General features: G+C 64.4%; 24 protein-coding genes. 18 read left to right on the plus strand and 6 right to left on the minus strand.

Features of this window, described 5'->3' with window-relative positions; translation table 11 throughout:
• Positions 1-191 precede the first annotated feature (191 nt).
• Positions 192-803 (plus strand): LemA family protein, encoded by a 612-nt coding sequence (locus AAGI46_01430; GenBank protein MEM1010862.1) that lies wholly within the window; start codon positions 192-194, stop codon positions 801-803.
• Between the two features lie 4 nt (positions 804-807).
• Here AAGI46_01430 and AAGI46_01435 read toward each other — a convergent pair whose 3' ends face one another.
• Positions 808-1,821, minus strand: coding sequence for a serine hydrolase domain-containing protein (locus AAGI46_01435; GenBank protein ID MEM1010863.1), 1,014 nt, complete (start codon positions 1,819-1,821; stop codon positions 808-810).
• A 161-nt stretch (positions 1,822-1,982) separates the two neighbouring features.
• Between AAGI46_01435 and AAGI46_01440 the strand changes: the two genes are divergently transcribed.
• Complete coding sequence (locus tag AAGI46_01440; protein MEM1010864.1) at positions 1,983-3,887, plus strand: M48 family metallopeptidase; 1,905 nt, start codon at positions 1,983-1,985, stop codon at positions 3,885-3,887.
• Positions 3,888-3,969: 82 nt separating this feature from the next.
• Here the strand turns inward: AAGI46_01440 and AAGI46_01445 are convergent, their stop codons facing one another.
• Positions 3,970-4,353 carry a hypothetical protein gene (locus AAGI46_01445; protein MEM1010865.1) on the minus strand — a complete coding sequence of 128 codons (384 nt, stop codon included), beginning with the start codon at positions 4,351-4,353 and terminating at the stop codon, positions 3,970-3,972.
• A gap of 107 nt (positions 4,354-4,460) precedes the next feature.
• Here AAGI46_01445 and AAGI46_01450 point away from each other — a divergent pair, with 107 nt between their 5' ends.
• Positions 4,461-5,630 carry an ATP-binding protein gene (locus tag AAGI46_01450; GenBank protein ID MEM1010866.1) on the plus strand — a complete coding sequence of 390 codons (1,170 nt, stop codon included), beginning with the start codon at positions 4,461-4,463 and terminating at the stop codon, positions 5,628-5,630.
• Entirely contained in the window at positions 5,627-6,205 is a 579-nt protein-coding gene (locus AAGI46_01455) for a hypothetical protein (protein ID MEM1010867.1), read from the plus strand. Before AAGI46_01450 ends, AAGI46_01455 begins: the two co-directional genes overlap by 4 nt.
• Here the strand turns inward: AAGI46_01455 and AAGI46_01460 are convergent.
• Positions 6,150-6,938 (minus strand): helix-turn-helix transcriptional regulator, encoded by a 789-nt coding sequence (locus tag AAGI46_01460; protein MEM1010868.1) that lies wholly within the window; start codon positions 6,936-6,938, stop codon positions 6,150-6,152. The two genes, AAGI46_01455 and AAGI46_01460, sit on opposite strands and share 56 nt — an antisense overlap.
• 70 nt (positions 6,939-7,008) lie before the next feature.
• Here AAGI46_01460 and AAGI46_01465 point away from each other — a divergent pair, with 70 nt between their 5' ends.
• The 5 genes from AAGI46_01465 to AAGI46_01485 all read left to right on the plus strand — a co-directional run bounded on the left by AAGI46_01465 (position 7,009) and on the right by AAGI46_01485 (position 12,125).
• Entirely contained in the window at positions 7,009-7,920 is a 912-nt protein-coding gene (locus AAGI46_01465; protein ID MEM1010869.1) for a phytanoyl-CoA dioxygenase family protein, read from the plus strand.
• Positions 7,921-7,957: 37 nt separating this feature from the next.
• Complete coding sequence (locus AAGI46_01470; GenBank protein ID MEM1010870.1) at positions 7,958-8,527, plus strand: hypothetical protein; 570 nt, start codon at positions 7,958-7,960, stop codon at positions 8,525-8,527.
• Positions 8,528-8,545: 18 nt separating this feature from the next.
• A complete protein-coding gene (locus tag AAGI46_01475) occupies positions 8,546-10,138 on the plus strand; it encodes a UbiD family decarboxylase (protein ID MEM1010871.1) in 1,593 nt (530 codons plus the stop codon).
• Positions 10,139-10,222: 84 nt separating this feature from the next.
• Positions 10,223-10,852 carry a class I SAM-dependent methyltransferase gene (locus AAGI46_01480; GenBank protein MEM1010872.1) on the plus strand — a complete coding sequence of 210 codons (630 nt, stop codon included), beginning with the start codon at positions 10,223-10,225 and terminating at the stop codon, positions 10,850-10,852.
• Between the two features lie 79 nt (positions 10,853-10,931).
• Positions 10,932-12,125 carry a Gfo/Idh/MocA family oxidoreductase gene (locus AAGI46_01485; GenBank protein MEM1010873.1) on the plus strand — a complete coding sequence of 398 codons (1,194 nt, stop codon included), beginning with the start codon at positions 10,932-10,934 and terminating at the stop codon, positions 12,123-12,125.
• A 6-nt stretch (positions 12,126-12,131) separates the two neighbouring features.
• Here the strand turns inward: AAGI46_01485 and AAGI46_01490 are convergent, their stop codons facing one another.
• Positions 12,132-12,995, minus strand: coding sequence for a helical backbone metal receptor (locus AAGI46_01490; protein ID MEM1010874.1), 864 nt, complete (start codon positions 12,993-12,995; stop codon positions 12,132-12,134).
• Positions 12,996-13,033: 38 nt separating this feature from the next.
• On the opposite strand from AAGI46_01490, the gene AAGI46_01495 reads away from it, so the two are divergent.
• The 3 genes from AAGI46_01495 to AAGI46_01505 are packed head-to-tail and all read left to right on the plus strand — an operon-like array spanning position 13,034 to position 15,473.
• Complete coding sequence (locus AAGI46_01495) at positions 13,034-14,092, plus strand: hypothetical protein (GenBank protein ID MEM1010875.1); 1,059 nt, start codon at positions 13,034-13,036, stop codon at positions 14,090-14,092.
• A 44-nt stretch (positions 14,093-14,136) separates the two neighbouring features.
• Positions 14,137-14,955: a hypothetical protein gene (locus AAGI46_01500; protein ID MEM1010876.1), complete on the plus strand. Its 819-nt coding sequence runs from the start codon at positions 14,137-14,139 to the stop codon at positions 14,953-14,955.
• Positions 14,952-15,473: a hypothetical protein gene (locus AAGI46_01505; GenBank protein MEM1010877.1), complete on the plus strand. Its 522-nt coding sequence runs from the start codon at positions 14,952-14,954 to the stop codon at positions 15,471-15,473. Before AAGI46_01500 ends, AAGI46_01505 begins: the two co-directional genes overlap by 4 nt.
• On the opposite strand, the gene AAGI46_01510 is transcribed toward AAGI46_01505, so the two are convergent.
• Positions 15,457-15,627, minus strand: coding sequence for a hypothetical protein (locus AAGI46_01510; protein MEM1010878.1), 171 nt, complete (start codon positions 15,625-15,627; stop codon positions 15,457-15,459). The two genes, AAGI46_01505 and AAGI46_01510, sit on opposite strands and share 17 nt — an antisense overlap.
• Positions 15,628-15,642: 15 nt before the next feature.
• A complete protein-coding gene (locus AAGI46_01515; GenBank protein MEM1010879.1) occupies positions 15,643-16,446 on the minus strand; it encodes a hypothetical protein in 804 nt (267 codons plus the stop codon).
• Positions 16,447-16,549: 103 nt separating this feature from the next.
• On the opposite strand from AAGI46_01515, the gene AAGI46_01520 reads away from it, so the two are divergent.
• From AAGI46_01520 to hisG (AAGI46_01545), 6 genes are all read left to right on the plus strand, one after another.
• Positions 16,550-18,553, plus strand: a complete 2,004-nt coding sequence (locus tag AAGI46_01520; GenBank protein ID MEM1010880.1) for a glycosyltransferase family 39 protein — start codon at positions 16,550-16,552, stop codon at positions 18,551-18,553.
• Between the two features lie 7 nt (positions 18,554-18,560).
• Positions 18,561-18,959, plus strand: coding sequence for a 30S ribosome-binding factor RbfA (rbfA, locus tag AAGI46_01525; GenBank protein MEM1010881.1), 399 nt, complete (start codon positions 18,561-18,563; stop codon positions 18,957-18,959).
• Positions 18,956-19,606 carry a hypothetical protein gene (locus tag AAGI46_01530; protein MEM1010882.1) on the plus strand — a complete coding sequence of 217 codons (651 nt, stop codon included), beginning with the start codon at positions 18,956-18,958 and terminating at the stop codon, positions 19,604-19,606. The genes rbfA and AAGI46_01530 overlap by 4 nt, the downstream gene beginning before the upstream one ends.
• A 78-nt stretch (positions 19,607-19,684) precedes the next feature.
• Positions 19,685-20,578: an ATP phosphoribosyltransferase gene (gene hisG, locus AAGI46_01535; GenBank protein MEM1010883.1), complete on the plus strand. Its 894-nt coding sequence runs from the start codon at positions 19,685-19,687 to the stop codon at positions 20,576-20,578.
• Positions 20,579-20,587: 9 nt separating this feature from the next.
• On the plus strand, positions 20,588-21,358 hold the full coding sequence (locus tag AAGI46_01540) for a DUF4058 family protein (GenBank protein ID MEM1010884.1): 771 nt from the start codon (positions 20,588-20,590) through the stop codon (positions 21,356-21,358).
• 12 nt (positions 21,359-21,370) lie between these two features.
• On the plus strand, positions 21,371-21,586 hold the full coding sequence (gene hisG, locus AAGI46_01545; protein MEM1010885.1) for an ATP phosphoribosyltransferase: 216 nt from the start codon (positions 21,371-21,373) through the stop codon (positions 21,584-21,586).
• The last annotated feature ends 82 nt before the right edge of the window (positions 21,587-21,668 follow it).

Here is a 21,668-nt window from a genome sequence, read left to right on the forward strand (position 1 = left end):
CACCCTCGCTTGCCGCCCGGGTGCGGGGGCGCTCGGTGTGTCCAGCCGCGCCCGCTCACGGGGGCGGCTCAGTGGAGCTGCTTGGAGTGAGCCGCTTCTATTGCTAATCGCAACCGCGTCTCGCCGCGCACGCTTGGGACATCAGTCCCGGTGCAGTTCGCTTGGGTCGGACGCTTGACTACCGTTCAAGCGTGACGCAGCTTCTCTTCATCAGCGTTGGACTCGTGGTCGGCACTGTCGTTCTCGCCGGCGTCCTTGGAATCGTTTTCTACAATCGCCTCGTCACACTGCGTGAGCGCTTCCGCAACGCGTTCGCTCAGATCGACGTCCAGCTCAAGCGACGCCACGACCTGATCCCAAACCTCGTTGAGGCGACCAAGGGCTACCTCGCCCATGAGCGCGAGACGCTCGAGAAGGTCATCGCCGCTCGCAACGCGGCCGTCACGGCAGTCGATAAAGCGGCGGCAGATCCCACCGACAAGGCCGCTGTGCGTCAGGCCGCGTCCGCGGAAAACAGCCTCGTCGCCCTGCTCGGCCAGTTCCGGATCATCCAGGAGGACTACCCCGATCTGAAGGGCGACGCCACCGTTCGCCAGCTGATGGAGGAACTAACCAGCACCGAGAACCGCATCGCCTTCGCTCGTCAGCACTACAACGACGCGACGATGACGTACAACGCGTACCGCCAGAGCGTGCCGCAGGTCTTCGTCGCCAACGCCGCCGGCTTCGGACCGGCCGAGCTGTTCGAAGTAAACGATCCCTCCGAGCGCGAAGCCGTCGCCGTCGATCTCGGGCGAGGCTGATCGCTCATTCGGCGGGACGATCCGCCATCAGCAGCTCGGCCGCCCCATCACGTGCAGCGTCCACGGCCTGCCGATTCAGCTGGCTGCACGCGACCAGAATGACAGCCGATGACTCCGGTGCAATCACTGCCTCAGCTAGCCACGCTGTGTTGGTGCCCGCGTGCGTGAAGATCTCGCCCAACGTGCCAGTTCGGATGGAGATCCAGCCAAGCGCGTAGGCCGGCTGGCCGTCGGTCCTCGGCGTCGTGAGTGCCGCCATCGACTCAGGCGAAAGAAACCCATCGGGACGACCGAGCACGACATCGCACAGCTTGGCCCAATCTGCAAGGCTCAGGTGCAGCCGCCCTGCCGCGTCGTACGCGACTGGATTATCCGTCTCCGGCAAAGCCTCGCCCGAGCGAGAGTGTCCCGAGATCGCCGACGGCGGACCCCAGCCTGCCGTCTCGATGCCAAGCGGCTCGAAGACGAATCGGTCAAACAGCGACTCGAGCGGCTCATCAGCGGCCGCCTCCAGCATCGCGCCGGCGACGATGAATCCGCCGTTCGCGTAGTCGAACTGTTTTCCTGCCTCACCAATCGGCGCGATGCACAGGATCGACCGCGCCACACTCTGCCGCTGCGCCATGGTCGATTCGCCTGTCGCCTGACGAGCACGGCCGAAAGTCACTGCCAGCATGTCCGTCGCGGGTCCGGAGAGCCCGCTCGTGTTCGACAGCAACTGAATCAGCTCGGCCTCGACGTTTTGCTGATTGGCCGCTGGCGGAAGATCGGCGAACACGTCACCCGGCGTCGTCTTCCAAGTAATCAGGCCGGCGTCGACCATCCGTGCGGCAAGGAGTGACGTGATCGCTTTCGTGCACGAGCCGATGTGCCACGCGTCATCCGGTGAGACCAGCGCCTCGTCACCACGGGCTCGCACGCCGTGGACGGCAACGCGAACGTTGCCCCGAGCCGTCGGAAACCGCGATGCCGATAGCCGGCACGCCCTTCTCTTCGACCACGCGCGCGGCAAGATCATCGAGTGCCGCCTGATCCGGCAGTGCCGCGGTCGGGCATGCGATTGCCAAGATCGTTGTAACGGCGAGGAGAACTCGGGTCATGCCGTTGACACGCCTCAGCTTGCTGCACGTTGCAGCTTGACGGGCGTGGTTTCATCGGCCGCGGTAGAGTCGTCCACGGATGAACTTCTTTGAGGCGCAAGACCAGGCACGGAAGGGAAGCTCGCGGCTGATTCTGCTGTTCGCGATCGCCGTTGTCGGCATTGTCATTTCTCTCAATGTCATCGCCTTCTTCGCGGTCGGTGTCGCGTCGGACGGGCAGTATGACACGTTGACGCCGACGTTCGCCCCGCTCGTGCACGTCGCGGTCACCGTGGCAGCGTTGGTCATCATCCTCGGAGCCAGCCTCTTCAAGTCGGCCCAGCTCAATGGCGACGGCGGGAAGGTCGCACGCATGCTCGGCGGACGCCTGGTCGACGGCCAGACCGGCGATGCCGATGAGCGGAAGCTCTTGAACATCGTCGAGGAGATGAGTCTCGCCAGCGGCATGCCCGTCCCCGACGTTTACGTGCTCGAGGACGCGGGCATCAATGCGTTCGCAGCAGGGACCGACGTCGACTCGGCCGCGGTCGGCGTGACGCGTGGCTGCATCGAGTCGCTCAGCCGCGACGAGCTGCAGGGCGTCGTCGCCCACGAGTTCAGCCACATCCTCAACGGCGACATGAAGCTGAACATCCGCCTCATCGGCGTAATCTTCGGCATCCTCGTCATCGGCCTCATCGGCTACACGGTCTTTCGCTACGCGCCGTACCTGATGCAGTCGGGTCGCAGCCGCTCCAGCAACGACAAGGGCGGCGGTGCGATGGTCGGCATCGCGATCCTCGTCGTCGGCGGGCTCATCTGGCTCGTCGGCAGCGTCGGCGTCTTCTGCGGCAGGCTCATCCAGGCGAGCGTCAGCCGCAAGCGCGAGTACCTCGCCGATGCCAGCGCCGTGCAGTTCACCAGGAATCCCGGCGGTATTCGCGATGCGCTCCGGAAGATTGGCGGCAACGCGGCGGGGGCGAACGTCTCCAATCGCCATGCCGGCGAGTGTGCGCACATGTTCTTCGCCAGCGGCTTCACCGCGATGTTCGCGACACACCCGCCGCTGCCGCAGCGAATTCAGGCGATCGATCCGCAGTGGGACGGCACGATGCTCGCCCCGGCCGAGCCAAGACCGGCCCGCAAGCAGCAGCGACCCCAGAAGCGGCAGGAACCGCGGCACGGCGGCTTCCCGATCGGCTTCCCGGCCGTCGGTCTGGCCGGTGCGGTCGACCGCGTGGGTCAACTCGACGACGCAGCGACGGCCGCAGGGCTCGCGGTGGCCGAGGGCTTGCCGATCGACCTTCGCCAGGCCGCCCGGCAGCCAGAACTCGCGACGGCGATGGTCGCGTCACTCTTCGTTGCCGACGGCGGCCAGGTACGCGTCATGCAAGATGACCTGCTCGCGCAGCAGGACCCGGCAATGGCTCAGCGGATCGACGCCCTTTGGCCGGCCGTTCGACAGTCGGGTCGCTTGATGCGTCTGCCGCTGATCGAGTTGGCGGCACCGGCGTTGCGTGCTTTGCCGAAGCACGACGGCAACCGCGTGCTCAACCTGATCCGCCGGCTGATCGAAGCCGACGGCGAGGTCGAGCCGTTCGAGTACGCGCTGTACAAGCTGCTCGACCGCATCATCAACAAGCGGCCGATCCGCGAGAAGCAGTCGAACATCGACGCCGTGTCAGATGAGATTCGCCTGACGCTCTCAGCCCTGGCTTCCGCCGGCTCCGAGTCTCCGGACGCCGCCGCCAAGGCCTACGACGCCGGCCGGCTCGCGTTGAAGGCCCCGCTGCCGGATTACAAGGGCGACTTCAAACTCCCCGAGCTCGACATGGCCTTGGAGCGTTTGGCCGGCTGTCGGATGCCGATCAAGGAGCGTTTGATCAAAGCCGCCGCCGCCACGACCGCCGCGGATGATCAGGTGACGGTCGAAGAGGTCGAACTCCTCCGCGCCACCGCCGCCGTCCTGGGCTGCCCAATGCCGCCGATGGCCATGACGGCCTAGGTCCGCGTCAATGCTCAAGAAGATCATCCGATTCGTCCTCAGATTCCTGACGAACCTCTTCGGCGGTTCCACGGATTCGCCGTCAAATGAGCAGTCGACGGGACGTGTGGAAGTCGAATCGCTTCCTTACGTGCGAGTGGAAAATCTCCTCAGTCAAGGCGAGCGGGCTTTCTACCGCCCATTGTTGGCGGCAGTCCGTGATCGGTACGAAGTGTTCAGTAAGGTTCGCCTCGCTGATGTCATCAAGTGCCCACGAGATCACCAGAAACAGCGAAGCTACTGGGGAAAGATCAAGGGATATCACCTCGACTTCATCCTTGTTGATCCGGACACCACGCGGCCGCTTTTGGCTGTCGAGTTGGACGATCGATCGCACACAGGACGAGGTGGAGCAAGACAACGTGAACGCGATCGCTTCAAAGATGATTGCCTCCAGGCTGCTGGCGTGCCGATCTTGCGGGTTCAAGCACGGCAGGCCTACGCCCCGACGGAGCTCGCGGTGGCGGTAGATCGGTTGCTAGGCGTGAGATCGTCTGACGGGTCCTGAACGAGCAAACCACTTACACTCCGCCGATGCCCGCCGGGTCGACCTTTGACACGTTCGAGCGGTACAAGCAGCAGGGTCTCGATGCGCGGCGGCGGGGGCAGTGGCCGGCGGCAAGGTCTTACTTGCTCAACGCGGCTCGGCTGATTACGGAGCTCGCTCGCGAGGCCAAGGGGGACGATCTTCGTCACGCCCGTCAGCAGACGGCCGAGAAGCTGCTGGAACTCGCACGAGACTGCGGCCAGGCGTCTGAAGAGAACCGCCCTGCCGGCTCAGCGGGCAAGAGCAAGCCCACGAGCCGCGAACACCTCGGCCGCGAAGGTGCCGACGACGAAGCTCCCGACGCCTCCGGCTGGATGGTGCGCGAACGGCCAGACATCCGCTTCGATGACATTGCAGGACTCGCAGATGTCAAAGACGAGATTCGCCTGAAGATGCTCTATCCGTTCCGCCACCCAGACCTGGCGGAGCGATTCGGCATCCGGCCGGGTGGCGGCGTGCTGCTGTACGGGCCACCGGGGACGGGCAAGACCATGCTGGCCCGCGCGACGGCCGGCGAACTGGATGCGAGCTTCTTCACCGTCAGCGCCGCCGATCTACTCAGCAAATGGGTCGGCGAGGCCGAGCAGAATGTCAAGGCCCTCTTCGACGACGCGACCTCAGCCGATCGCGCGATCATCTTCATCGACGAGATCGAGAGCCTCGTCCCCGCCCGACGCGAAGACGCCGGCAGCGGCGTGATGCAGCGCGTCGTGCCGCAGCTGTTGCAGGGCATGGAAGGCTTCGGCAAGAAGGCGTCGCAGCCGGTGCTGTTCATGGGCGCGACGAACGTGCCGTGGCAGCTCGACCCGGCGGTGCTTCGGCCGGGGCGTTTCGACGAGAAGGTCTATGTAGGCCTGCCCGATCTGCCGGCACGTCGCAAGCTGCTTGACATCCACCTCGCGGCCCGTCCGCTGGCAAGCGACGTGGACCTCGACACGCTCGCTAAGCGGCTCGATGGCTACAGCGGTGCGGACATCAAGTACCTGTGCGATCGTGCCGCGACGATTCCGTTCCTCGCGGCCGTCGGCAGTGGTGAATCAGGCGACGACACGACCATCGGCCATGACGTGATCAACCAAGTCGTCACCGCCACCCCGCCGAGCGTCCGTCCCGAGGCTGTCGAGCGATTCGCCGAGTGGCGGGAGCGTCATTCGTGAACGACGCATTTCTCGACCAACCGCTTACGAAAGGCGACCGCTGGAGCTTTCGTCTACTGCTGGTCCTGCTGCTCGGATTGACGACGGCCTGCGGCTCGAGCGAATACCGGACGGAAATCAGCCCCGGACTGTTGCTCTGCCGATTTCACGGCGATGGTCGTTTCCTAACGAGGAACGGTCGTCCATTTTTCATCGTGCCGCCAGAGATCACGGATTTGCGCATCATCGACGGCTACGTCGTCGGCCGGCTCGGCCCACCGGATGATCTCACCCGGTTCGAGGACCGCAGCGGTTACTTCATCATGCGTGAAACGGGAAGCAGACCGCAACTCGGACTCACCGAGGCTGAGTGGCGTCAGGCGCTGGCCGATGCGGGACTGCCCGGGGACCTTTCAGTGAGCGGAATCCCGTCCCGCTACAACACGTCCCCTGCCGCCCGGGCGTTCAACCTGTTGTTGAGCATGTCCGGCCTCGGGGTGGTTACGCTGGTTACGGTGTTCTACGGCTTCCGACGCAGATTTATCCTCGAAGCACCCGCGTCTCAGAGGGAGAGCGCCCCGTGGTCTGGCGGATGAGCTTGTTGAACGCCTGTGGGTCGGGCACGCCCACGGCCGAGGCGACGGCTTTAATGGGGAGCGACGTGCCGCGCAGCAGACCGATCGCGACGTCGCTGCGACGCTGTCGGATATAGCCGGCGATCGTTTGGCCGGTGCGCTTGCGGAATAGCCGGATCAGATGGTTGTGCGAGTAGCCGAGCTCGAGTTCGTCGATGAGCTGCTTGACGCGAATCGGGCTGACGAGTCGCTGCTCGATGGCCGACCGGAGTCGGTCGACGACGTCATCTTCGTCGCGGGCGTTTGTTGTGAGCTGCCAGAGCACGTCCCACAAACGCACCTCGGCACGCCGTGGTGTCGTCGCCCACCAGCCGATCCCCTCTCGCAGCTCAGCATCGAGCCGAGCAAACGTCGCGGGCCGACTCGCAAGGGGCACCCGGACCATCGGATCGTCTGTGTCCGAACTCGAAAGACGGAAGAGCGCGTAGACGTGCTCGCTTTGTCGGTTGAAGTCGAAAACCATGGTCGAGCCTGGTGGCGTCAGGGTGACGACGCCGGGCTCGACATGCATGGGCTCGCCGTCGATCGCCAAGCCTGCGTGGTAGTGGTAGAGGTGCAACGACCAGAGTCCGGGCACGCGGTAGCGCTCGCGCTGCGTTTTCTGCGAGCCGGAACGTAGCTCCAGCGCATGAACTGCCACGCCGAAGTTGACGATCTCGGGCCGCTCCTGAAGTGACAGCGACACAGCACGCATGATGATTTTATACCATAGATTGTGATGCCAACCCATTGTCGCGTGGGGTCTGGCGGTTTACTTTCCATGCATGCTTACCAACGCACAGGCGGCTGCGATCCCTTCGACCGTCGGCCATTCGCGCGGCGGGTGTCTCAGCGACGAGCAGGTCGCTTTCTACGACTTGGAAGGCTACCTCGTCATCGAGAACTACCTGAATGACGAAGACCTCGCAGGCGTTCAGGAGGCGATGTCGCAGAAGGTCGAGCTCATCGCAACGGAGATGAAGGCTTCAGGCCAGATCGAGGACACGCTCGACGACGCACCGTTCGAGAAGCGACTCGCCCTTCTGTTCAAAGGGAAAACTGACCAGGATTTTCTCAAGTACGGCCGAAGCTGGCGTGACCGGTTCACCGGGTACTTCGACCTGATGAGCAACCCGAATGTTCTCGATGCCGTCGAGAGCCTGATCGGCGGGGAGCTCTTCGCAAATCCGGTCTACAACGTCCGCCCGAAGGTCCCCGGCGTCGCGGCCGGCGCTGTGCCATGGCACCAGGACCGCTCCTACTGGCCAGACGCCAACAGCAACCCGGTCATCACCGCGTGGATCCCGCTCGTCGACACGACGCACGAGAACGGCTGCCTACACGTTTGGCCGCGAACGCACCGGACGCGCATGTACGACCACGAGCCCGAGCAGTACTCCGGCACGAATTACACCACCATCCCCGAGCGTCACATGAAAAAGCTCAAGCGGGAGGCGATTCCATTACCCGTGCCGCGTGGTTCGCTGATCCTGTTCAACGACCGGAACGTGCACATGAGCACGCCGAACAAGTCTGACCACGTTCGGTGGAGCGTTGACCTGCGTTACCAGCCGACCGACCAGGACCCGATGCGCGGCCACGGTGCCGGCTTCCTCGCCCGGAGCCACGACCGCCCCGAAGCCGTCGCCACGCTGGAGGACTGGCTCGCCGAGCGGCCTGAACGCTTGGACGCCTGATCGTGACGACATGGGCTGTTCGCGATAGGGTCAGGCGATGCGATGGTCACTGCCGCTCCTGGTCCTTGTCGCTTCCGGCTGTGCTTCCTACGAACTCGACGGTGTCGCGGCTTTCTCGTCGGTACAGAGCGAGGCGCCTGAAGACGTCTCGCCGTTTTTCGATGATGAGGCGGGAGTCCGCGTTGCCGTGAATGCGAGCCGGTCGATCGCGACGCCGGGCCTGCTGCGTGGCAGCGGTGGGAACGGGCTTCGCGGGAACATCTCGCTCAGCGGAAGTCGCTACGACGGAAACGGCGACAGCGAGCTGACGATCATCTCGCCTCAGATTGGGCCGTCCTTCCGGCTCTCGGCCGCCAACCTGTTCGCCGAGGCCGGAGCAACTGGTGGTGCCGCGATTGCGACCGTCGACACTCGGGTCGGCGACGATGACGAGTTCACCTGGGCGGCCCGGCCTTACTTGCGAGCGGGCGTCATTGGCGACTGGTTCTTTGCGGGCGTGGAGGGCGGGTACGAAATCACTGGCCTCGACTTCGGCGTCGGGCCGGCGGGTGAGGACTACGAGAACTGGTACGTCGGCGTGCTGGTCGGCTTCCGCCTGACGAATTGATGCCGCTTACTCTGCGGCATGGCCGATGGTCCGTTTCCGAACCTCCGCAGCTTCCTCTCGCATCTCGACAGCGAGGGCGAGCTTGCCCGCGTCTCGACGTCGGTCGACCCGGTTCTGGAGGTTGCCGCTGTTTCCGATCGCGTAATGAAGTCGCCCGCACCACGCGGCCATCGGGAGCGTGACCGTCACGTCCACGCTGACAAGGGCGGCCGTGCCCTGCTCTTCGAGAGGCCCGAAGGCGCGGCAATGCCCGTCTGCATCAACGCCTTCGGCAGCTACGCCCGCATCTGCGACGCTCTCGGAACGGACTCGCTGGATGACCTGGCGGACCGCGTCGGCAAGTTCGTCAAGCCTCAGTTGCCCGCGACGCTGTACGAGAAGTTCAAGCTCGGCAAGGAAGTGCTGGCCGATCTCTCCGCGCTCTTGCCAAAGCGTGTGAAGAACGCCGCGTGCCAGGAGATCGTGCAGACCGGCAACGACATCGACCTGTTTCGCCTGCCGATCCTCCAGTGCTGGCCACATGACGGCGACCTTGACAGTGGCCAGACGTTTGCTCACCTCGATCCGGACCTGCCTGCTGCCAAGTCACAGCCACGCACCGGCCGGTACATCACGCTCGGCGGCATCTACACCACGCACCCCGAGACCGGCGACAAGAACATCGGCATGTACCGCGTGCAGCTCTTCGACAAGAAGACCTGCGCCATGCACTGGCACTTGCACCACGACGGGGCACGACACTTCCGCGCGTGGCAGAAGCGCGGCGAGCCGATGCCGGTCGCGGTCGTTTTGGGCGGGCCGAGCGTGATGCCGTACGCCGCGACCGCCCCGTTGCCGCCGGGCATTCCCGAGATCGCGTTCGCGTCGTTCCTGAACCGCAACCGGATCGAGATGGTGCAGTGTCGCACGGTCGACCTGCAGGTTCCGGCCGAGGCAGAGCTCGTCATCGAGGGCTTTGTCCACCCGACGGAAACCGTCATCGAAGGGCCCTTCGGCGATCACACTGGGTTTTATTCGCTCGCCGACCGCTACCCGCGTCTCGACGTCACGGCCGTCACGCAGCGGAAGGATGCGATCTATCCAACGACGATCGTCGGCAAGCCGCCCATGGAGGATTACTTCATGGGCAAGGCGACGGAGCGCGTCTTCCTGCCGCTGCTGAAGACCATCGTCCCGGACATCCTCGACTACTCGCTGCCGATGGCCGGATGCTTCCACAATTGCGTGTACGTCAGCATCAAGAAGGAGTACGCGTACCAAGCCCGCCGCGTGATGCACGCGATCTGGGGGGCTGGCCAGATGAGCTTCACGAAGTTCATCGTCGTCGTAGACGAAGACGTCGACGTGCACGACGAGCAGGCGGTGCTGTTCCACCTGTTCGCCAACTGCGATCCGGCCCGCGACACCGAGATCGTCAAGGGGCCGGTCGACATCCTGGACCACGCCTCACCGGGCCTGGGCGTCGGGAGCAAGATGGGTTTCGACGCGACGCAAAAGCTCCCGGCCGAGGCGGGTGAGAGCGTCGTGCGTGACTGGCCTGAGGAACTGGAGTTCGATAAGGCGACGCTGGAAAAGGTGTCAGGCCGCTGGAGCGAGTACGGCCTGGGTTGATGCACCTTTTTGCCGCGCGGTCAAACGAGCGGTACGTTGCTGCGGTCCTGCCGCACGGTGCGGAGGCGCCTGCAGAGAGCGACGATGAACAGCAGCAACCTGACCCGCGTCACCCGCCTGATCGGCCACCTGCTGACGCATCCAGCCGACATTGGTCCGTACCTGAAGACGGGTCCGCTCATCAAAAAGTCCCCGCTCGATCTCGGACTGCCCTGGTTTTCGCAGGCGGCGATCCGGTTCCTCGACGGCCACGTCCAGCCGGGCATGCGTGTCTTCGAGTATGGCGCAGGCGGATCGACCCTGTTCTTTGCCGGTCGTGGCGCGGAAGTCACTTCGACCGAGAATGTGGCCGAGTGGCTCGATCGCGTTAGCGAGGTCTTGCCGCCCGAGCTTGAGTCAAAGGTCACGCTCCAACATCGGCCGTTCGATTTCCACGACGTCAAGGACTTCGACAACAGCGAGTACCTGAACTCCATGCCGGACGAGCCGTTCGACATCATCGTCGTTGACGGCGAGGAGCACAAAACCAAAACCCGTCCGACCTGCTTCCAACACGCCCAGAGCCGCACCAAACCAGGCGGGATTGTCATCCTCGACGATTCGTGGCGTTACCAGGATCTTGTCCACGAAAGTAAGGCCAAGAAGGTCATCGACTTCCGCGGCACCGGCCCCTGCCGACCCGGCGTGACGTCGACCGCGGTGTTTTTCTACTGATCGAAACCCCAACGAAGACCGGTGTCTGCCGATTCGAGGGTTGCACGCTGGCGAGGCGCTCGCAACACTCGTTGCCCACATGAGCGACACCAAGAGCGAGGTCCGGCTAGGCATCATCGGCATTGGCGGCATGGGTTCGAGCCATCTCGCGATGCTCACAGGCGACAACAAGGTCGATCGCCTCCGCGTGACAGCCGTTGCTGAAACCGACGCGGCCAAGCTGGATCGTGCGATCAACAAGACCGCACATCACCCGGTCAAGGGCTTTTCCTCCGCTGAAGACCTGATGAAGAGCGGTGAGGTCGACGCGGTGCTTATCGCCACACCGCACTACGCCCACCCGCCGCTCGCGATGATGGGCTTTGACAACGACCTGCACGTCCTCAGCGAGAAGCCTGCAGGTGTCTACACCAAGCAGGTCAAGCAGATGAACGCCGCCGCCGAGAAGGCCCAGGCAGAGAAGGGGCTGGTTTTTGGCATCATGTTCAACCAGCGGACCCGCAAGAGCCATCAGCAGATGCGGAAGCTCGTGCAGTCGGGCGAGCTGGGCGAGATCAAGCGGACCATGTACGTCCTGACGGACTGGTTCCGCACGCAGTTCTACTACGACACTGCCAGCTGGAAGGGCACCTGGGAGGGCGAAGGCGGGGCCGTTCTGCTGAATCAGAGCCCGCACAACCTCGATCTCTTCCAGTGGATCTGCGGCATGCCCAAACGCGTGATGGCCTTCTGCAAGATGGGCCACCACCACCACATCGAGACCGAGGACGAGGTGACCGCGTACGTCGAGTACGAGAATGGCGCAACCGGCACCTTCGTCACCAGCACCGGCGAGGCGCCGGGGACGCAATTCATGGAAATTGCCAGCGACCGCGGCAAGGTCTTGATGGAAGGCGGCGATATCACCTTCTGGCGAACCACCGAGAGCGTGAAAAAGTTCAACAGCGACTTCGAAGGCAGCTTTGACAAGCCCGAGACGTGGAAGACACAGATCCCTGGCGGCAGCGGCCCGGAGCACCGCGGCATCCTCGTTGACTTCACCAACGCCATTCTCGACAAAAAGCCACTTCTGGCCCCGGGCACCGACGGCCTGAACGGCGTCATGCTGGCCAACGCGATGCTCCTGTCCGCGTGGACGGGCGAGTGGGTCGACCTGCCTTTCGACGAGGCGACGGACAAGCGCTACGCCGACATGCTCAACGACAAAGCCGAGAAGAGCACCTTCGTCAAGAAAACACGCGAAGTCGAGGTCAAGGCTGTCGACAGCTTCTGATGCGATTCAGCGTTCCGTCCGCCCGACGCTAACAGAAAGCTCTGCTGCAAGGCTGAGCGTCCCTGTCCAGCCGGGTGTCATCACGAGCGAGCCCGTTGCGATCGTGGCTTCCTCCCAAGCGGCTCCGCCAATCTGTGCAAGGCGTGCGAGCCGCTCTTCAGCCGCGGCAATCACCTGTGGCGACGCGTCCGGCAACAGGACGACGACGACGTCTGGCCTCAGCGAAAGCAACGCCTCCTGATCGAGCGTCGGCCAGCTCGTGTAGTCGTCTGAGACGGCGTTCTCACCGCCGACGTGCCGAATGAGGTCGTCGATGTAGTTGTCACGACCGGCGACAAAACTGACTTCCGGATCGAGCGCGACGAGTATTCGTGGCCGATCGAGCGGCTCGCCGACGGGCGCGAATGCCTCCAGCTCGGACGAAAACGATGCTGACGGATCGCCGACGCCGGCCGCCTTGGCGATGCGTGAGATCACCTCGGTCACGTCCGCCAATCGACGCACCGCCGCCGGCACGATCGTGATGTCCAGCTCCTCGGCGGCCCGTCGGTCGGAATCGGTCAGCAGTCGCTCATCGGTTCCGATCAGCAAGAGGTTTGGGCGGACTTGGGCGAGCCGCTCCCAGTCGATGCCCAACGCATTTCCCGCGACGGGCAGGTCGGCGAGTTCAGGCGCATCGTCGTAGCTGCTTCGGGCAACCAGGTTCGCCTCAAGCCCCATGCGTCGGACGATGTCGGTCGCCGATGGAGCGGCCGATGCGATTGAAGTCGACGTCTGCGGGCCGGCACGACTGACGGCTGGCGGCGAGAGCTGCCACGCTGCAAAAAAGAGCGTCGCAACCAGAAGTGTGGCGATGCAGAGCATCCACATTGGTCGTCGCCACATCACGGGGTATGTTATCGGTCGACGTGGCGAATACAGGCAACAAGTCGGGCAAACGTAAGAGCCGCCAGCAGCGCTTGCGTGAGCGACACAAGGCACGCACGGTCCAGGCCGAGGTCGTGAGACGATCGACGTCGCCTGAAACCGACGATTCCGCCCCGTCGCCGGCTGACGTCGATCGCCCCGCTGAGTCGGCTGAAGACCAGGACGAAGTCGTCTCACACGAAGAGACGCCCGACCACGAGCCGCCGACTGAAGAGACGGCCATCCAGCAGGTAGAGGCCACGCCCAAGGAGCCTGAGGGCTTCGTCGGCAAGCTCGTCGGCAGCGGCAGGCCCGAGGTCGACGGCGATACAGGACTCGTCCACTACCGCCAAAAGCCCGGACTGCTCCGGCCCTTCGCCAGGCGTGCCTATCAGCGTGACGCGACGCTGGCGAGCATCAAGAACGGCTTCGACAACCTGTCGGACCTCATGGGCGACATTCGCGACGGGCTGGACGACTCCGTCGAGCGTCAGGGCGAGCTCTTGGAGCAGCTCCAGTGGCTCCCGACGGTCGCCCGACAGAACGCCGACAACGCCAAGGAGCTTCGCGAGCAGTTCTCCCGAAGCAACGATCTTGCCGGCGAACATCTCAAGCTCCAGAGCGAGTCGCTCCGCACGCAGGCCGAAAGCGTCAAGGCCCTCCGCGACCAGATCAACGGCCAGCGTCAGCAGAGTGACAAGCTCAACGACGTCTTGGGCAAGATGAGCCGCGAGTCGCGCGACCAGAAGCGCGAGGTCGACGACCTGCAGGTCCGGCTGGACAAGATGCGCGAGAGCGACCAGAGCATCGCCGACAACCTCGGCGGCGTGGCCGGTGCGCTTCGGCACGTTTCCGAACGCACGGCCGCTCAGGGCGAGGTGATCGTCAAGATGCAGCAGACGATCGACGAGCGGACCCGTCGGCTCGAAGAGGAGACGGCCAAGCGGTCGCGATCCCAGAGCCTGCTCGTTGTGCTGTCGCTCCTCCTAGCGGTGGCCGCTCTGGGCGCGGTTGCGGCGGTCGGATATCTGTACCTGCGCGAGACCGGCACGTTCGGGTGATCGCCAAAGCCGCGTTCCGAGCATTTCCGTCGTAAGCTGCGGCCGTGGCACCGCGGGAAGAACAGTCGCGGCCGCCTCGCAAGCAGCTTGACACGCTGGCATTCGCCGCATTTCCAGAGACGCAGGTCGGTCTGATCGATCGTGCCCGGCATGACCAGTCTTCGATGCGTCGGCAGGCCCTGGGCGAGTGGTACGAGCTGTACCACGATGCGATCCGGACGCGCCTTCTGCTGCGTCATCGGCTGGCGGTCGAAGACGCAAAGGACGTCGCCGCGGCCTTCGTCGCCAAGGCGGTCGAGGATGGCCGAGTCCTCGCTTCGTACGACCGCGACGGTGGTAGTCAGTTCCGAAGCTACCTGATCGCTTCGATCGACAACTTCGTCCGCGACTGGCATGACGCACGCCAAAGACTCAAACGCGGCGGCGCAGCTGGCGTGGGCAGCTTGCCAGAAGATGCTGTTGCGATGAATCACGCCGATGGTCGCGGGGATGCCGTCGCAGCTGACGAGGCGTTTCACAGAGCATGTGTTCGATCGTGCATCGACGCCGTCCTCGATCAAATGCGTCGCCAGTACGAGGAGTCTGGCGAGCCGTTTCGGTGGATCGTCTTCGACCGCCTGGTGCTTGGTCCCGAGCTTCGCAACGAGGCCAAGCCGCCCTACGCCAAGGTCGCCGCAGAAGTCGGAATCAACTCGCCTTCGAAGATCGCGGGCATCTGCACCAACGCCAAGCGGCTGTTCGACCGCATGCTGCTGGAGGCAGAGGGCCTGACGGGCGCAAGCGACGACGAGCGGCTCCGGGCCCGGAAGTCGCTGCTGGCTTACGTGGCCGAGCCAGCCGTTCGAGCCGGGGCATTGGCATGAGCCACACCTTCCTGTCGAACGATGCCGCGGATGCTGACTCGCTGCTGGACGATGATGCGTCTGACGTGCTGGAGGCCCTCTGGCAAGCAAGTGCAGCGGACGAGCTGGGCGCGGCGTACGCAGAGTCCTTGGCCACGGGCGAGGCAACGCACATCACAGAGCAGCTGGAACCACTGGCTGCCGCCCACGTCCCGATTGGCAAACTGCTCGAGGATCCACGTCCGCAAGACGGGGCGGGTCATGTGCTGCGTGAGCTTCGGCAGTGGTTCAAGTTGCAGCTCAGCGAAGCGCAACACCGGCTGTTGCCGCGGCGCGTTTGCTGGCTCCTGTATCTCGCCACGGTCGCGGCTGCGCTTCGCTACGACGTTCTGGATCCCGTTCGCAATGGACCGATGTCGAAATCACCGCGGCAGCAGATTGGCCAGCAACTGCACAAGGCGTCCGCCGAGCAGTGGATTCCGGAGACGATCCGTCGGCAACTGTCGGCCCACGCGACGGCTCTCAGCGCCGAAATCTGACCTCGAGCGTCGCGGCAGCACCGGGCTCGACCTCGACGTCGAAAACCTCGCGGCCGCTTTCGTCGCTGACGATGTACTGACCCCAGACGTCTCCGCCGACGCGGGCACTGACCGTCATCGCTCGGCTGGGCGTCCAGTCGACACCGACATCCAACCGAACGGCCTGCTGCTACAGGATGCCGTCGCTCTGGAGTCGGAAGTTATTACCGATGAACTCGCCGCCGACGCTCAGGGCGATATCGCTGCCGAACCGATATCCCGTCCGAGCACCGAGACCCTCGGATGTCAGGAAGAACGCGTCGTCGCCGTAGTCGACGTTGATCGCCAGCAGCGGCACGACGAAAAAGCTGTCGTCCAGCAGGTAAAACGCGACGACGCCGGTCGTGACAACGACGTTCCGATTAAACTCGCGCCGATATCCGATGAAGCCGCCGGGGATGAAGGCGTCGCCCACATCGGCACCGTCTTCGAACTCGAACGCAAGAAACGCACCGGCCGCGAGGCTCGACTGCTTGTCGAGCGCAACCGAGACTCGCGGGTTGAAGCTGAAGACGTACGCGTCTTCCAGAAGATCATCTGGCAAACCAACCGCCCTTCCCTGTGGCCCGAGGTTGTCCAGGTCCCACGAGTGGTAGCGAAAGGTGAAGGACCCAGCGACACTGACCAGCGGCCCGGTGATGTCCTGCGGCGAAGCCGGTCGCGAACCATCGAGCGAGAGAAACCCGCTATCGAACCCGAGACTGGCCCCAGTCGTGAACCGATCCGCCGAACCGCCGCCATCCTTGAAGTCGGTGTCGAAGACGGAGCGAACAAACGTGCGGGCGGACTGCGATGCGCCCGGAATGGCAAACGGCGGCGGAGTCGCAGCCGGCGGCTCGACCTCACCATTCGCAGGCAACGTCGTGGACTCAAGCTGGGCCATCGCTGGCGTCGCGGCAAAGAGAAGTCCGACGACAACAAGGCGGCGAAGCATGGCGGGTTCTAGCCTGACAACAGCGCCGGAGCAAGCTGACAAGGCCAGTTTCGCAAACGACTGTTTGTCACATGACCCAATCACGTCGTCTCATTGAGGATTGATGAGTCCGGACCTTGCCATTCGATTCCTCGCGGCGTTGCTGATCGACGCGTTGCCGGTCGTCGCCGTCATGGCCGTCGCATCGATCGGCGTTGCCGCGCTGTTGCGACGGGCGATGCCGGGCGAGCCGAGGTCGCTCATCACGGCCACCGCGTTCGGGCTTGTCGTCGCGTGGCTCGTCACCGCCGGACATCTGCTGGGCCTTGCTGGCTGGCTGAACGCGACGTCTGCCTCGCTGCTTTTGGTGCTGCCGAGCCTCGGCTTGCTGGGACTCATCGGTCAACGGTTGCCAACGACGAAGGCGTGGAAGCCCAGCGCGTCGCATGGGATCTGGCTTCTGCCGACCGCGTCGCTGTTCGTCACGCTCGTCGCGGCCAGCCTTCCGCCGGGCATGTTGTGGGGCGGCGAGCCCAACGCGTACGACGTCCTGAGCTACCACCTTCAGATTCCACGCGAGTGGCACGACGGTGGGCAGATCATCCCGCTCGAACACAACGTCTTCAGCCGCATGCCGCTGGGGAATGAGGTTCTGTTCCTGATCGCGATGCACCTTCGCGGCGGCCCAGCCGACGCGACGCTGGCGGTGCACTTCGTCAACGTCACCCTGTCGATCGGCTCGACACTCGCCTGCTTCGCCGCCGTTCGCGCTACCGGCGGGTCACGGCAAACGGCGGCAATCGCAGCGACGCTCTTCGCCTGCACGCCGTGGGTCATGATGTTGTCGAGCATCGCGTACAACGAGCCGCTCTACCTGCTGGCGACGTCGTTGACGGCGGCCTGGCTGCTCCGGGCGGTGAACGCCGGGTCAGTACGTGGTGCATTCCTCGCCGGACTGTTTGCGGGTCTCGGGTTCACAGCGAAGTACACAGCGCTCCCGATGCTCATCGTGCCTGCAGGTGCAGCACTTGTTGAGGGACTCGTGCTGACGCCGAAGCGGAAGCTTCGGGTCGTTGACCAGCGTGACATCGCCCCCGACCTGAACCCGAAGCTTCCGCTTCGGCGTCCGTGGCTTGTCTGCGTCCTCGCATTCGTTGCAGCATCGCTCCTGCTACCGCTGCCATGGCTGGTCCGTAACACCGTCTGGCACGGGTTCCCGACGTCACCAGTCGTGGGCGGAGTGGACGATTGGTCAAACGAGCAGGTCGATCGATTCGCCCGAGCTCACGATGCCACGATTACGTCAGCGCCGTCCGCGTTGTGGTCAGAAGTGCTCGCCAATGGCAGGTTCGGCTACACGCTCTTACCTCTCGGAATCGTCGGACTCGCGTTGCTCGCCAGCCGCGGGCTTACAGCCCGCGGTTCGAACGGAGAGTCGGGTGACGTCGCGTCGTCAGGAAACCGGCGGGCTGTAAGCCCGCGGCTTGGAGAGTGGTCGAACGCCGTGGTGCTCTTGACGCTCACGCTGTTTGCCATCGCCGTCTGGGCAACCGCGACACACCTCATCGGTCGGTTCCTCGTCGTCCTGATCCCGACGCTCACTATCGCCGCCGCGCTGGGGCTCGGGCGATGGCCGAAGCTCGCGACACCGCTTGCCGCCCTTGCCGCAATCATCGGGCTCGTCCACGTCGTCGCCTTGCACGACGCCGACAACGACCGCATCGGGTGCGGGCTCATCGGCTTGCTCGGCGACGGCCGATCGACGCTCGTCGGCGTCACGGGGCAACCGACCTTCCAGACGCCGTTCGACAACGACCCCGGACGCCCCGTCTACCTCGTCGGGGATGCGATGGCCTTCGCTTATCCGGTCGACGACTTGCACTATCGAGTCGTCTTCGACGTCCCGCCCGCCGACGATCCGTGGCGAGCCTGGCTCGGAGACGCCCTCGACACGGCACCCGACGACGCGATCATCGTCGTCAACCCGTCCGAAGTCGCCCGGCTGGCCCGAACCTACGGCACACCGACCTTCGCGACCGAGCCACCCGCGAGGCTCCTGACGATGGGCGAATTGCGACAACACCTCGCGTCCGACGCGGAATCGCCCTCCCAGCCGCGCCTACCGTGACGGCCCGATGTCGCGACGAACGGAACGGCTAGCCAGCGCGATCAAGCAAGAGGTGATGGAGGTCATCCAGCGCGATCTGTCCGACCCGCGCCTGGACGGCACCCTGCCGAGCGTCCACCGCGTCAAGGTCTCCGAAGACCTGTCGACGGCCGACGTGTACATGGTGCTCATGGGCACGCCCGGCAAGCAGTCCGCCGGCCTGGCCGCGTTGCAGAGCTCGGCCGGCCTCATGCGGACCAAGCTCGGCAAGTCGCTGCACCTTCGAACCGTGCCGCACCTGCGGATCCAGCTCGACGAGGCGTATCGTCGCGAGGTGGAAGTGCTTGAGCTGATCAACAAGGCCAGCAGCGAGTATCGCGAAGACTCTGACGACGGTGAGATCGCCGCGGAGGCCGCCGAACGATGAAGAACGCGGCCAAGCTCGCGCCATTGCTCAAGGCGCTTCCGAAAAAACTCGCCAAGAAGCACCCGCCGTCGAAGTTCTACGACGACGAGGTCGCCGAAACGAAGGACCCTCTCAAGTCCTTGCTCTTGGGTGCCCTTCGCTACGAGCTGCCGGAAAAGTCGGCCCGCGCTGCCCTCAAGCGGCTGGACGACACCTTCGTCGACGCCAACGACCTTCGCGTCGCGACCGAGCTGGAGGTGGCCGACGTGCTGGCGGAGGAGATGGACGAACCGACCGCCCACCGCAAGGCAATCCTGATTCGCATGCTCCTCAGCAGCGTGTTCGACACCGTCGGGCGACTCAGCCTCGACACCGTCGGCGGACAGAGCCGACGCGAGATTCGGCCCGCCCTCAAGAAGGCGCTCGGCGTCGATGACATGGACGACGCGTACTACGTCGAAGCCGCCTACGCCGAGTCCCACATCGCCCTCTTCGCTTTCGATTTCGGCGTGCTGCCGATCGATACGCCAACGCACGAACAGCTCGTTGCCAACAAGGTCATCGCCGCCGAGGCCGACCTCGCCGACGCGTCCAAGTTCTGCGAGCTGAACCTGAAGGTCGAAGACTGCCGCAGCCTGTTCGCAAGCCTGCGCCAGATGCAGAAGTAGAGAGCTTGAAGGAGGAAGCCTGGAGTTCCGGCCTTCTAGCTTCAAGCTTCCTCCTTCAAGCTTTCTCTCCCTCCGCCCATGTCCGTCCTCCCCACCGACACCCTCCGCCTCGGCCTGCCGAGCGGGCCGATGCAGTCGTCGACCTACGAGCTCTTCGACCGCGCCGGCTACCACATCCGCGCTCGCGACCGCAGCGTCTTCCCGGCGATCGACGACCCGAAGATCTCCTGCGTCCTGTTCCGTGCCCAGGAAATGTCCCGCTACGTCGTCGACGGCCTCGTCGACTGCGGCCTGACGGGCCACGACTGGATCGTCGAAAACGGCAACGCCGACGACGTCATCGAAGTCTGCGAACTCACCTACAGCCGCGCGACAAGGCAGCCCGCCCGCTGGGTGCTTGCCGTCCCGCAGGAGTCGCCGATCCAAAAGCCCGAGGACCTCGCCGGCAAGCTCGTGGCGACCGAGATCGTCAACACCGTCCGCCGCTACTTTGAAGGCAAGGGCATCACCCCACCCCCCCGCACCGAGTTCTCCTGGGGCACGACCGAGATCAAGGCCCGCATCTGCGACGCCATCGTCGACCTGACCGAGACCGGCAGTTCCATCCGGGCCAACAACCTCCGCATCATCGACACGCTGCTGACGAGCACGATTCGCTTCATCGCCAGCAAGGAAGCGTGGGCCGTCGACTGGAAGCGGGAGAAGATGGAGAACATCGCGATGCTCCTCACCGGGGCCATCGCCGCCCGCGGCAAGGTCGGCCTGAAGCTCAACATCGACGGCGACAAGCTCGCCGAAATCGTCGAGATGCTCCCCGCGCTTAAGAGCCCCACCGTCAACGAAACCCACGACGGCGGCTACGCGGTCGAGGTCATCATCGACGAACACCTCGAGCGCGACCTGATCCCCCAGCTCAAACGCCACGGGGCGACCGAGATCTTCAGCTACCCGCTGAACAAGGTGATCCCGTAAACTCCGACCATGCCCTCGCCCTTCCCCGGCATGGATCCGTACTTGGAGAACCCGCGGATCTGGCGGGAGGTTCACCACCTGCTCATCGGCAACATCAAGATCCAGTTGTTGCCTTCGCTGCCCGACCCGTACTACGCGGTTCTCGAAGAAGACCTCTACATCCACGAACCGCCCGCCGAGGATCGACTGTTCGCAAGAGCAGACGATGCCATCATCCTGACCGACGAGCCGGGCGGCCGATCCGTCGAGACGACGGCGGTGTCGTCCAAGGCGTCGCTGACGATGCGCATTCCAGTCATCGACCCCGAACTGCCGGAACGCCTTCAGAACATTGAAATCCGCACGGCCAGCAACGACCGCGTTATCACGGTGATCGAACTGGTGAGCCGCACCAACAAGCTCGGCGGCCGGCGGCAGTTCATCGAAAAGCGACTCAACCTCCTTTCGGCGGGCGTCAACCTGCTTCAGATCGATCTTCTCCGCGTCGGCGAAACCCTATTGCCGCAGGAGTCGCCGCCGCACGACTACAGCGCGATGTTGACGCGAGGCTACGAACCGACCGCCGACGTCTGGATGTGGACGCTGCGTGACAAGCTGCCGATTCTGCCGGTGCCGTTGGCGAACGACGACCCGGACATCGTCCTCGACCTGCGGGCGGCCCTGGACATCACCTACGACGCCAGCCGCTACAGCCCGCGCATCTACCGCCACGCCCCTGACCCGCCGCTGGCGGAGGACCTCGTCGACTGGGCCGATGCGCTCGTGCCATCGGCGAGTTGAGCCGGCGGCTTGGTGGATGGCCATTTACTCAGGCGGATCGGAATCTGCGCCGCCATTGTCGAGATGCTCCCCGCCCTTAAGAGCCCCACCGTCAACGAAACCCACGACGGCGGCTACGCGGTCGAGGTCATCATCGACGAACACCTGGAGCGAGACCTGATCCCGCAACTCAAACGCCATGGGGCGACCGAGATCTTCAGCTACCCGCTGAACAAGGTGATCCCGTAGAGGATGTCCGAGAAGCGTCCCCCTCTGTCATTCCGAGCGGAGTGAAACGGAGTCGAGGAACCTCGGGCGCTTCAGCTGATCG

The organism is Planctomycetota bacterium, from assembly GCA_038746835.1.
GTDB lineage: Bacteria > Planctomycetota > Phycisphaerae > Tepidisphaerales > Tepidisphaeraceae > JBCDKH01.